Origin of the sequence: Paenibacillus maysiensis (assembly GCF_000520815.1) — a bacterium.
Taxonomy (GTDB): domain Bacteria; phylum Bacillota; class Bacilli; order Paenibacillales; family Paenibacillaceae; genus Paenibacillus; species Paenibacillus maysiensis.
In genome coordinates this window covers 1-13121 of record NZ_ASRY01000197.1, presented here as the reverse complement: position 1 = coordinate 13121, position 13121 = coordinate 1, and the positions used below count along the sequence as shown (strand labels likewise).

Sequence of the window (13121 nt, the reverse complement as noted above, 5' to 3'; positions counted from 1 at the left end):
TCACGCTCCTTTTTCGTTTGGTTGTATACGATGATTACTGCATGCGCACGATGCGCGTTCCAATGGCTTCCCCGCCCAGCACACGGCTTAATACCTGCGGTTCGCTGCCGTTCACAATGACGACTTCCTTCACTTTACCGTGGATGCAGGCTATAGCCGCTCTCACCTTAGGGATCATGCCGCCGTATATTTCACCTGTACTGATCATATCCTCAATCTCCTGTACGGTGATGGAGTCCAGTACCTTCTTCTCTCCGCCGATCTTCTTCAATATGCCTGGTACATCCGTAACGACGATCATCCGGCTAACACCGATATGAGATGCCACCGCACCCGCCGCTGTATCCGCGTTAATGTTGTAACGCTGACCAGACCTGTCGATCCCGATGGGCGCAATAACGGGCATATAGTTCATATCCAGCACGCCTGTAATAATTGAAGCTTCAACGGATGTCACTTCTCCGACCCAGCCGACCTCTGCGGCATTCGACACAGGTTTCGCCTCGATTAAATAGCCGTCACTGCCCGACAAACCAAGCGCTCGACCTCCGTGCATTCCGATCCTGCGTACAATCTGCTTGTTAATGCTGCCCGCCAGCACCATTTCCACGACATCCAGCACGGGTTCAGTCGTTTTGCGCAGTCCGTTGATGAATTCCGTTTCGATGCCCAGCTTCGCCAAATTGTCGGAGATCGCAGGACCGCCGCCATGTACAATAACAGGTTGAAGACCTTCCGACTGCAAGCGGGCCAGATCGTCAAAGAAGGAATCAGGCAATGCAGCCAGCGTACTTCCTCCGCATTTCATCACAAAATTACGACGCGCCAATCCCGCATGATTGGCTTGATCCGCGTTTTCCACTGCCGATTGCATATAATCTCCCCTTTTCTCCTCTGCACAGTCCGTGCCATTTTACAATAATGCCAGAATTACATCCGTGTTTATTCCGTTGTCTATGTCCGATATGCAGCGTTAATCCGCACGTAATCGTAAGTTAAGTCACAGCCCCATGCTGTGGCGGTTCCGTTTCCGTGATGCAAATCCACAATAATCCGCACCGTATCTCCCCGAAGATAGGAGAGCGCCTCATCTTCATCAAAAGCGACTGGGCTGGACGCGCTCAGCACAACAATATCACCCAAGCGGATGTCTACCGTATCTGGATTGACCGGCTCTCCAGCCCGCCCGACAGCTGCAATAATCCGGCCCCAGTTCGCATCAGCACCAAAAACGGCCGACTTCACCAGACTGGACCCGATCACTGTCTTCGCTATCGCCTGAGCAGATGCATCGCTTACCGCGCCGCTCACGGATACCTCTACCAGCTTCGTAGCGCCTTCCCCATCGCGGGCAATTGCCTTCGCCAGCTCACGGCAGATATAAGTGAACGCCTCGGCAAAAGCAGCCCAATCGGGATGTCCTGCGTGCAGCTCACGGTTACCCGCCAGTCCGCTTGCCATCGCGATCAGCATATCGTTCGTGCTCGTATCGCCATCTACTGTAATCATATTAAAGCTGGTATCTGTTGCCTGCTTCAATAGCTGATGAAGTGCAGTCTGCCCAATTGCAGCATCACAAGTCATAAAAGCCAGCATCGTCGCCATGTTCGGATGAATCATGCCTGAGCCCTTCGCCGCCCCGGCGATGTGTACGGTCACACCATCCACTTCAACCGCCACGCATGCTTCCTTTTTAACCAAGTCCGTCGTCAAAATGGCTTGCGTAAATTGCTCCGCTCCGTCGTTTTCCCCGTTCACACGGCCAGGTAATGCGGATATGCCGCCAAGCACACGGTCCATTTTCAAATGCTCGCCAATCACGCCCGTTGATGCAACGGCTACATTGCTCTCCGCAACACCCAGCTCACGAGCAGCAGCCGATCGCATAGCGTAGGCATCCTGCTCTCCTTGCTGTCCGGTGCAGGCATTGGCGTTCCCGCTGTTCACCACGACCGCTTGCAGACGACCGTCCACGAGACTTTCGCGAGTCACTTTGAGTGGTGCGGCCTGAAATACATTGGTGGTGTATACCGCAGCGGCCGTTGCCTCTACCTCACAGCGAATCGCGCCGATATCGTTGCGGTCGGTATTTTTAAGTCCGCAGTGCAATCCTCCGGCTGTAAAGCCGCGCGGGGTTACGATATTCCCCCCGTTTACTACTGTAAACCCTGATTTGCCCATAATTGTGTGCCCTCGTCTGCAACGCTTTCTATAAGTAACGGTTCCATTAGCGAATCCATTCCCGCTCGCTTACGTTTCCCTGTTGCGGCTGCTTGCTGCTTACGGATATACCGGTATGAAGCCCAGTCCGAGGTTCTCCTCCCATCCCATCATCAAGTTTAAGTTCTGAATCGCCTGTCCGGCAGCACCCTTCACGACATTATCAATGACCGAAATAATCGTAAGGCGCCCAGTCCGTGCATCTGCTGCAAAACCGATATCACAATAATTGGAGCCAAATACTTCCTTCGTTGCTGGCCATATACCTTCACCGCGCACACGGACAAAAGGATGGTCTTTATAATAATCCCGGTATAGCCCAATGAGATCCTGATCTGTATGTTCACCCTTCAACGTGACATAGATCGTACTCATAATTCCTCGGGTCATCGGAACCAATTGCGTCGTAAACGTAATCATAACGTCCTCACCCGCAATATCGCCCAATACCTGTTCGATCTCAGGGATATGCTGGTGCTTGTTAATCTTGTAGGCTTTAAAATTTTCGTTCATCTCCGCATAATGCGAAACGAGACTTGTTCCCCGGCCGGAGCCGGATACCCCGGATTTGGCATCTACAATCAGCGTCCGATGGTCGATCCAATCCGCCTTCAACGCAGGGATAATTCCCAGCAAGGTAGCCGTTGCGTAGCAACCCGGATTAGAAATAAAAGAGACGCCAGCAAGCTTTTCTGCATGCACCTCACTGAGTCCGTATACGGCTTGCTTGAGATATTCGGGTGAAGCCGCAGGCTTTTTATACCATGCTTCATACGTTTCTCCGCTTCGCAGTCTGAAATCCCCGGAGAGGTCAATGACCTTCAATCCAGCATCCAGAAGCTGCGGCACCAGCTTGGTGCTGACACCAGAAGGCGTAGCTGCGAAAACCAGATCAGCCTTGGCAGCAATCTCTCGAATATCGACACCGTCCAAATCCTGAACCACAATGTCCGTCAGATGTGGAAACCCGTCACTGATCGGAACACCCGCGCTGGACGAAGAAATAACAGATACGATCTCTACCTGCGGATGATGAACCAAAAAACGAATGAGCTCCACCCCGCCATACCCGGTGGAACCGACAATTGCCACTTTTAGCTTGCTGATCACAGACCTTCCTCCATTCCGTTCCTATGAAATATGTATTATTATACGATCTTATTCATATAAATACAACACACTCATGTAAAGTTATTCACCCAAATTTGAAATGATTGTCTCATGCATTAGTATTCATTTGGCTGCACTTGATGTCGAGGTTCCTATCTGAGCCTGTATAAATACAAAAAGGGAAACCACGTTTTGCAAAAACGGAGTTCCCCCTATTTTATTAGCTAAAACCATGTCTCCCGACAAGCCATCCTGTTTTTAGCCTTCCTTCTTAAACCCTTCACCCAATACTTCACGCGTATTACTAATGATTACAAAAGCATCCGGATCTACCAGGCGAACAAGCGTTTTGAGACGAGTCACCTCATTTTGGCCTACCACAACCATTAGCACAGGACGTTCTTCGTTCGTATAACCGCCTCGTCCTGCCAGCTCCGTCAATCCCCGATCCAAGTCCTGTAAAATAGCCTGTGTGATCTTTTCCTTCTGATTGGATATGATATAGGCCACTTTAGAGTAGCTTAACCCCATTTCCACCGCATCAATGACCTTGCCGGTTACAAACAAACCAATCAGCGCATACAGCGCCCGTTCCGGCGATAGAGCAAAGCCAGCCAGTGTGATGACCGTACCATCCATGAGCATGACGCAGAGTGATAGGCTGAGGCCGGTATACTTTTGAATGATCTGCGCCAAAATAGCCAGCCCACCCGTCGAGCCTCTGCCCCGGAACACGGTGCCCAATCCCAATCCTACTCCAATTCCACCATACAGCGAAGCCAACAGCGGATTCGTTGTCGGAACTGCCCAATCCTTAGTTACGTACACAAATAACGGCAGCATGATACTCCCCAGCAGGGAACGCAAACCGTATTTCTTTCCTAACAGCAGCACCCCCGCTATAAATAACGGAATATTCATTCCCCACTGCGTATAAGCTGGTTCCAGACCAAACAGTTCCTCGCCCAAAATAGATAAACCCGACACACCCCCGGATGCGATTCGGTTGGGAAGCAGGAACATATTGAAGGTCAGCGCCGTAATGAAGGAGCCGAGCACAATGAGCAGAATATCCATCACATTGCGAGCGGGGCCGCTGGCGGCAATCAGAGGCTTACGGCGTCTTCGCCGAGCAGCGGGAAGATTCATTTGGGACATCTTTCGTATTCTCCTTTAATTTAAAAATACCGTGTACACAAAAATTCCTACAGTCCGCAGGCACTTGGCCTACGGGACTGTAGGAAAACGTACAGGCTATTATTCTGCGTCCAGCTTGATCTGACTCCGCAGGTAACCGTCGATGAACGGGTCCAGATCGCCATCCATGACAGCCCCTACGTTGCCTGTTTCTACACTGGTACGGTGATCCTTCACCATACTGTATGGGTGGAACACGTAAGAACGAATTTGGCTGCCCCATGCAATATCGGACTGTTCCCCACGGATTTCGTCCAATTGTTGCCGTTGCTCTTCAATTTTGCGCTCGTAGAGCTTGGAACGAAGCATCGTCATAGCCTGCTCACGGTTCTTGATCTGGGAGCGCTCATTTTGACAAGTTACAACAATGCCTGAAGGAAGATGCGTAATCCGAACTGCTGAGTCGGTCGTATTAATATGCTGACCGCCTGCACCGCTGGCCCGGTACGTATCAATTTTAAGATCCTCTGTCCGGATTTCAACGTCCACATCATCCGCAATTTCCGGCACGACATCGCAGGATACGAACGACGTATGCCGACGACCCGAAGAATCAAATGGAGAAATGCGAACGAGACGATGCACGCCTTTTTCTGCTTTGAGGTAGCCGTAAGCATTATAGCCCTTGATCAGCAACGTTACGCTCTTGATCCCTGCTTCATCACCCGCAAGGTAATCCAGCGTTTCTACCTTAAAGCCGCGTTTTTCTGCCCAGCGTGTATACATCCGTAGCAGCATTTGACCCCAGTCCTGCGACTCGGTTCCCCCTGCCCCCGGATGCAGCTCCAAAATAGCATTAAGCTTGTCATATGGCTGATTTAAAAGCAATTGCAATTCAAACTCCTGAAGCTTGCTCAGCAAGGACCTGATACTGTTTTCAATTTCTCCAGCCAGTGTTTCGTCGCCTTCCTCATCAGCCAGCTCAGCCATCATCCCCGCATCCTCATATTCCTGACGGAGCTGTTCATAGCTGTCTACAGAAGACTTAACCGCGTTCATTTCCGCGATCACGGCTTGGGCTTTATCGTTATCATCCCAAAAATCAGGCGCAGCCATCTTTTCCTCAAAGTTTGCGATCATTTCCTGTTTGAGATCTAAGTCAAAGAGACCCCCTAAGGTTTGTTAATTTCTTGCCTATTTCTCTTAAATCATGCTTTACATTTGGATCGATCATTATGTCATTCTCCTTTTAGTCATTAGGTTAACGGTTTAAAAGTGTGTTGAGTTACGGACGGGCGATAAGAGACGCTACGCGAAGGATTTGATCTTACGAACGCTGTTGCAGTGAGATGCCCTTGATTGAAATAACACATTTAAAGGTGGGCATCTCACTGCAAAGGCGAACGCTGGCGCTTCTCCAGATTCAAATCCTTCGCTTCGCTACCGACCGCCGTAAAGTCAAACGAATTTTAAATAACAGGGTGCTTCCCTGTATGGCACAAAATGGCCGACGGTCAGTTGGATAAACTGCCGCCTGCCATTATATGCATTACAGGAAATGAATGCTTCCCTAAATCCGTCCTTCAATCCGTTATTTTCTGCGCGGACGCGAAGGGGCGGATTTCTTTTTAGGAGCAGCAGGTTCGCCACTCGTCGAAATTTTGTCTTCGTCGATAACAGCCTGACGCTCTTGGTTGGATTCAATTTGCGCCTTCATGATGTAAGTCGCTACTTCCTCCTGGATGCTGGCGATCATGGCATGGAACATTTCAAAACCTTCAAACTGGTATTCACGCAACGGATCGGTACCGCCATAAGCACGCAAGTGAATACCTTGACGCAGCTGATCCATAGCATCAATATGATCCATCCATTTGCTATCCACTGCACGCAATACGATAACTTTCTCGAACTCGCGTACCATGTCTTCGCCAATCGTCTCTTCACGTCTGTGGTATCTTTCCGTTACTTTCTCGAAGATCATTTCAATGATCTCTTCTTTTTCTTTACCCCACAGATCATCACGACTGATTGCATTTTCATCAAGCAGATTGCTGTTCACGTATTCTGCCACTTCTTCAAGTTCCCAGTTTTCAGGAATGTCATCTCCGCAATGAGCTTCAACCACACGCTCAATGACAGGCCTGATCATGTCGAACACAACTTCTTTAATGTTCTCGGATTCCAGCACTTCACGACGCTGTTTGTAAATAATAGTACGTTGCTGGTTCATCACATCATCATACTGGAGAACGACTTTACGCTGGTCAAAGTTGTTGCCCTCAACACGTTTTTGCGCCGATTCGATAGCACGTGTAATCATGCGGCTTTCAATCGGTTGGTCTTCCTCGAAGCCCAAGCGCTCCATCATATTCAGCACGTTGTCTGCACCAAAACGCTTCATTAACTCATCGCCCAGCGATAAGTAAAATTGTGTGGAGCCCGGATCACCCTGACGCCCTGCACGTCCGCGAAGCTGATTATCAATACGACGAGATTCGTGACGCTCTGTACCGATGATGTGTAAACCACCAATACTCGCTACGCCTTCGCCTAACACGATATCTGTACCACGTCCCGCCATGTTCGTCGCGATGGTTACCGAACCCGCTTCACCTGCACGGGAAATGATTTCAGCTTCCTCGGCATGATACTTGGCGTTAAGCACTTTATGCCGAACGCCTTTGCGTTTCAGCATTTCGGAAAGAAGCTCCGAATTTTCAATGGAAATCGTACCTACCAATATCGGCTGGTTGTTTTTGTGGCGCTCCACAATTTCATCCACTACCGCATGGAATTTACCTTTTACGCTCTTGTATACTACGTCAGGCATATCCACACGCTGATTCGCCCGGTTCGTAGGGATCTGGAGAACTTCCAGACCATATATTTTTTTGAATTCTTCTTCTTCTGTTTTAGCTGTACCCGTCATACCCGCCAATTTGCGATACATACGGAAATAGTTTTGGAAGGTAATCGTCGCCAGCGTCATGCTCTCGTTCTGTACAACGATATTTTCCTTCGCTTCAATCGCCTGATGCAAACCATCGCTGTAGCGACGTCCGGCCATCAGACGGCCTGTGAACTCATCGACAATCAGAACTTCGCCGTCAGCTACGACATAATCCACATCCAGACGCATAATGGCGTTAGCCTTCAATGCCTGCACAATGTGGTGATTAATTGTCACACTTTCCTGATCATACAGGTTCTCCAGTCCGAAGAAATTCTCAGCTTTGGATACACCGTTCTCAGTCAAAGCAACCGACTTCACCTTGATATCCAAGGTGTAATCTTCTTCGACATTCAGGCTCTTCACAAAACGGTCAGCCGCAAAATACAGCTCCGTAGATTTCTGAGCTTGTCCCGAAATAATCAATGGTGTACGAGCTTCATCGACGAGAATCGAATCCACTTCATCAATGATACAGAAGTACAACGGACGTTGTACCATCTGTTCTTTATAAAGCACCATGTTGTCACGCAGGTAATCGAATCCAAACTCATTGTTCGTGCCGTACGTGATGTCGCAAGCATATGCAGCTTGCTTTTCTCCATGACCCAGACCGGACAAATTCAGCCCGACCGACATGCCCAGGAAGTTATAGACTTGTCCCATTTCTCCGCTGTCACGTTGCGCCAAATAGTCATTGACCGTAACCACGTGCACGCCTTTGCCCAACAGTGCATTCAAATAAACCGGCAGTGTTCCCACCAGTGTTTTACCTTCGCCGGTTTTCATTTCGGCAATTTTACCTTCATGCAGCGCAATACCGCCAAGCAACTGTACGTCATAATGACGTTTGCCCAGCACCCGCTTGGACGCCTCACGGACGGTTGCAAAAGCTTCCGGCAAAATCTCCTCCGCCGTAGTTCCCTGCTCAATCCGGGCTTTAAACTCCGCCGTTTTCGCTTGCAGCTCCTCATCCGATAGCTTCTCGAAATCCGGCTCTAATTTATTGATCAGCTCAACCGTCTTCATTAAACGCTTGACGTCACGTTCATTTGTATCTCCAAAAATTTTCTTTACAATTCCTAGCATGGTTTACCCCTTTCACGCAAAACAATTAATAGAATCAATTTCACAATAAGAAAGGGTCCATGATGAAATTGATTCCCGATATGTTTGACAGGCCCGGCTATACCAGCCCATCGTGCGATGTTCTTTGCATAAATTGTAACAGTTTGTAGGACATGCCGCAACACAAGCCGCTCCCTGATTTGCATCCGGTTAAAGATACCAAAACAATTGACGCATGAAATACACATTTGGTTACGCTTATTTGCATCAAAATTTACATTTCATTTTCAGAAAAACATATAAAAGAGCCCTACCCCGCCAGGTTCGCAAGGATAAGGCTCGTCGTTATTTTCATTCTTCCCAATCTCCAATGAAGCATGCTTTCAATCGGGAACCCGCTATTCATTTTAAAACATGATAAGTTCCTGCCTTACAGATTATTCCCGTTCGATCAGGCCGTATTTGCCGTCATTGCGCTTGTAAACCACGCTGACTTCTTCGTTATCGATATTGGCAAATACGAAGAAATTATGTCCAACCATGTTCATTTGAAGAATGGCCTCTTCCACATCCATCGGTTTCAATAAGAAACGCTTGGTGCGGACGACTTCCAGCTCATCCAATTCTGCATCCTCATCTTCAGCAACAGCCACGCTACCTGCCGTCCCTTCTACAAAAAGGGTCTTCAAACTGCCTTCCTGACGGAATTTACGGTTCAGCTTGGTTTTATGCTTGCGGATCTGCCGCTCAAGCTTGTCTACCACGGCATCAATGGACGCATACATGTCGTCGCTTTCGTCTTCGGCACGGAGCACAAGCCCCGGCAAAGGAATGGTTACTTCTACAGTGTGCAAATCTCTGGTTGTGCTTAACGTCACACTTCCATCAGACGTCGGGGGTGCATCGAAATACTTCTCAAGTCTGCTGAATTTCTTATCAACGTAGTCCTTCAAAGCGTCGGTAACCTCGATCTGTTGACCTCGTACTGTTAAGTTCATAGGGCACGCCTCCTTTGCCCCTTCAGTATAGCACATATGTTAGCGCCAAGTAAAAAAACACCCAACATTTCGGAGCTATTTTACAAAAATCTTCTTTTTTCGATAAAACCCTTGGCGACTATCTCATCTTTTGAAAAAGATCATGTTTTAAAGAGACCTGCATACACATGTGAATAATGAACACATATAAAAAAGTTGCTCTGTTGCATCATCTATATATTCTTGGCTTGATGCTCAGCTATTTCCTTCAACACCATTTTTGTGGAGATGGCTGACTTCGACGGTTCTGTAAAGTAGCTTTTCACCGTGCTGTGTATCGCCTAGCTCCTTACCATCGTGTAAGAGGCTTTTTTATGTTTTTATTGTACATCTGCTCATCTAGAAAACATAAAAAAGCCCTGGAATATATTCCAGGGCAGTTGCTAGCGCGTTATCCGTTGCTAACCATCTTACCAATTATGTAGGTCGGCTATGCCGGGGATGATTATAATTTGGTTACGTTAGCGGCTTGTGGTCCACGTGCGCCTTCGACAATGTCGAACTCCACGTCTTGTCCTTCTTCAAGTGTTTTGAAGCCTTCTGTTTGAATTGCGGAAAAATGAACGAATACGTCGCCGCCATCAGCAGTTTCAATGAAACCATAACCTTTTTCTGCGTTAAACCATTTAACTTTACCTTGCATGCACTAACATTCCCTTCGTCATCAAATGAAGTGAGGCTCTCGCCTACAATTCCGACTATACCACCCAAGGTTATCCATTGTCAATTGGAATTGATAATGTTTTCATTCATACTTATTCCATTTATCATGAGTAAATCACTCTATTCCTATAGATTGGCATGGTATAATAGGCAAAAGAGCCTACTATATTCATATAGTAAACTCTTTGTGAGCGTTCGAAACTCATAAAATAAATTCAATTAAAATTTTTGTTGCATCCCGTTTCACTTAATTATAGTAAACTACCGTCGGTTGCGGTTCAATCCCTTTGGCATAGTAATAATTCAAGCTACTTACAAAATCAATTACTTTCTTTGTATCCAGATCATACACAAGAATATCTGGATCTCCAGCCATATCAATAAAATCCAGGCGTCTCGGGGTAGTTCTGCCGCTGGTGTCAACGAAAGAGGAACTGTGATACGGTGGATTGCCAGAACTATATGCTGATTCAAAATAGGTGAAAAGCGTTCCCTCATTTAGGACAATTAAAACCGCATTATCCGAGCTTGCATAATTTGAAGTATATTTCACAGGCGTAGTGACGCTTTTAATCCGAACATCTGATACATTATGACTTCTTGAAGAATAACTGCCACCACTGGAGAAGTTAAATTCTCTTGACCATTCCAAATTCGGGTTCGCCGCCGTCGTATTGGCAATTTGAGCCCCATTCACCTTAATATCTCCGTTTGGATACTCAATTACCGTAGATAACAAATTGTTAGAATAGGAGGTTAGCTTAGCTGTCTTACCATTAATCGGCGTATCCGCTGGCGAGGCTGCATTCATGTGAATACTATAACTCTCACCTACCGTTCCTGTGGAAGTAACACGAAGTCCCCAGTCCCCTGCTTTTAGGTCTGTAGCAAACTTCAATTCAGAGGCCTTTCCTCCAAAACCAGTCAGACTTGCTGTCCCTGTGCTCCAATCAATCGAATACAAATCAAATCTATAATTGGGATTACTTGATCTGATCTGAGCCAGAATGCTTCTATCTGTAGGTACGTTAAAGAACCAAAAATCTGCTGGATCAGCTGTCGTTAATGAATCAGTGAAACTCATAAGATCACCGTTCACATTGAAATTAGACATTAATGAAACCCGATGATTGTTCACTTTAAGAGTCTCACCATATACAGCATCAGTCGTACTGGTAGGCCCCAACGCTTGAGTTGCATTGACTGAAAGAGACCTCGTCGCAGTATCCTTCGTTGTAGTATTTGACGAGTTGGCCTCAACTGAGGCTGGAGCTACTGACGTACTGCTTAAAACTAAAATGACCAATAAAACCCCTGAAAAATATTTCCCCCACTTCATAAACATCATCCCTTCTCAAAATACTTAAAATTATTCATAGATTGAAAAGAATCCTATGAACAATATACTAATTCTATAAAATACTTAATTATCCTTTATTTTAAGATTTCGTCCTAAACGATCTAGTGTTGGATCTATGAACGAGCCTTGAACAGCACCCTCATCATACAAAGAGGGCACTGTCATCTGGGGAAGCTAGGAAGTTTCATTTGCACCTCTTCTTTCGACTCCCTCGTCCAATAATACCAACTTTCCATTTTTTGAATTCTATAACCACACTTTATATATAAATTCATAGCATTATAATTTCTGCCTTGTGTCGAAACTAATAGTTGATCAATTGGCCTGGATTCAAGAAACACTTTTAACTCTGTTAGTAACTTCGTGCCTATTCCATGGCTTTGGTGCTTTAGATCAACTCCCAGAAGACCGATCCTTGCTTCTCTGTCGTTTAAATTTTCTTTAATTGTTACGAATCCAATAATTTCTCCATCCATCTTAAGAACAAGGCAATAATCATCAAATGAACCTAGAATAGACTTTTCCACCCACAACTTATACTTTTCTACAAAAAAATATGTGGATAACAAGAATATCTACTATCTTTAAATAATCCCGTCAGCTTATTTTGTAATAAAGGAAAGTCATGCTCCGTGGCAAATACAAGGGAACTTTCATTTTGTGCATTACTACCTATTCTAGTCTCAAATGTTACTTTAATATCCGCTATACAAATCCACTTACCACATGACACCTCCATTAGCAGTTAAACTTTTTTATACTATATTGATAGAGATGTCGAAGTATCTCGTATGTTGTCGCAACATAATAAATAGCCGCCAGTTATTCAAAGACAGACCTTATTACCCCCTAAAATTAATTCCATTATTAAACTTATATTTGAATATATAGACATTAATGTTTAGACATCCTTTTTGTTATTTTGTATTCTTGGTAAGTAAATTAACTCAAAGGAGAATATAAATGAAAAAGATTTTTATCCCACTCTTACTTTCCATGTTTTTTGCATTATTTATCGTTTCACCCACTTTTGCTGCTACAAGTATTGGGTCAGTATTAGTTCAACCCGAGCAAGGTTGGACAAGATATAATCACGACTCAAGTGAGATAACCTATTCAGGTGGAAAATGGACGCTGGATCCAAGTTCATTATCTTATAATTCTACAATCGGTAATAAGGATACAGGTATAAAATTTAATTTTACCGGTTCTAAAATCAGATATATATCCACTACATGGGCATCCGGCTCATCTAATACTGATGTATTAATCGACGGTCAAGTCGTCGGTAAAATTAATTTTTCCGGTGCAAGTGAGTATAAGAAAAAAATTATGTTTGAAAAAACGGATTTAAGTTCAGATGAACACTCATTCGAATTGAGAAATAATGGTACCAACTATATTTTCTTCTACGGTGTGGACATTGAAGGAACTTTAAAAACATTCAATCTAATAGAGCCAACTCCTATAGATCCCGTGCCTGTAGATCCAACGCCAAATCCAGATCCAACACCAGATCCGACACCAAGTCCTAATCCAGACCCGTCTGAACCTACGGAGCCAACTGAACCAA

The 13121-nt window shown here is 45.8% G+C and carries 11 protein-coding genes; 1 reads left to right on the top strand and 10 read right to left on the bottom strand.

All coding sequences use genetic code 11. The features are described from left to right. Positions 1-34: 34 nt before the first annotated feature. The 10 genes from argB to L696_RS31955 form a co-directional block, all read right to left on the bottom strand. Positions 35-874, bottom strand: coding sequence for an acetylglutamate kinase (gene argB / locus L696_RS0113685; RefSeq protein WP_025684138.1), 840 nt, complete (start codon positions 872-874; stop codon positions 35-37). 80 nt (positions 875-954) lie between these two features. Further along, positions 955-2181: a bifunctional glutamate N-acetyltransferase/amino-acid acetyltransferase ArgJ gene (gene argJ / locus L696_RS0113680; RefSeq protein WP_025684137.1), complete on the bottom strand. Its 1227-nt coding sequence runs from the start codon at positions 2179-2181 to the stop codon at positions 955-957. Positions 2182-2280: 99 nt separating this feature from the next. Next, entirely contained in the window at positions 2281-3330 is a 1050-nt protein-coding gene (argC, locus tag L696_RS0113675) for an N-acetyl-gamma-glutamyl-phosphate reductase (protein ID WP_025684136.1), read from the bottom strand. A 258-nt stretch (positions 3331-3588) separates the two neighbouring features. Beyond that, positions 3589-4488: a YitT family protein gene (locus L696_RS0113670; protein ID WP_025684135.1), complete on the bottom strand. Its 900-nt coding sequence runs from the start codon at positions 4486-4488 to the stop codon at positions 3589-3591. A gap of 99 nt (positions 4489-4587) precedes the next feature. Continuing rightward, a protein-coding gene (gene prfB / locus L696_RS0113665; protein WP_155985392.1) for a peptide chain release factor 2 occupies positions 4588-5701 on the bottom strand; the annotation gives its coding sequence in 2 pieces (ribosomal slippage) (positions 4588-5628 and positions 5630-5701; 1113 coding nt in all). 357 nt (positions 5702-6058) lie between these two features. Further along, the gene (secA, locus tag L696_RS0113660; protein ID WP_025684133.1) at positions 6059-8509 is read right to left on the bottom strand and encodes a preprotein translocase subunit SecA; all 2451 of its coding nucleotides are present in this window, start codon (positions 8507-8509) and stop codon (positions 6059-6061) included. Positions 8510-8925: 416 nt separating this feature from the next. Beyond that, complete coding sequence (gene hpf, locus L696_RS0113655; protein WP_025684132.1) at positions 8926-9486, bottom strand: ribosome hibernation-promoting factor, HPF/YfiA family; 561 nt, start codon at positions 9484-9486, stop codon at positions 8926-8928. 484 nt (positions 9487-9970) lie between these two features. Continuing rightward, the gene (locus L696_RS0113650) at positions 9971-10168 is read right to left on the bottom strand and encodes a cold shock domain-containing protein (protein WP_013373372.1); all 198 of its coding nucleotides are present in this window, start codon (positions 10166-10168) and stop codon (positions 9971-9973) included. 267 nt (positions 10169-10435) lie between these two features. Further along, the gene (locus tag L696_RS0113645; protein WP_025684131.1) at positions 10436-11527 is read right to left on the bottom strand and encodes a hypothetical protein; all 1092 of its coding nucleotides are present in this window, start codon (positions 11525-11527) and stop codon (positions 10436-10438) included. A 182-nt stretch (positions 11528-11709) separates the two neighbouring features. Beyond that, positions 11710-12075, bottom strand: coding sequence for a GNAT family N-acetyltransferase (locus L696_RS31955; protein WP_245233361.1), 366 nt, complete (start codon positions 12073-12075; stop codon positions 11710-11712). A gap of 436 nt (positions 12076-12511) precedes the next feature. Between L696_RS31955 and L696_RS0113635 the strand changes: the two genes are divergently transcribed. After that, on the top strand, positions 12512-13121 hold a 610-nt coding region (locus L696_RS0113635), incomplete at its 3' end, for a hypothetical protein (RefSeq protein WP_025684130.1).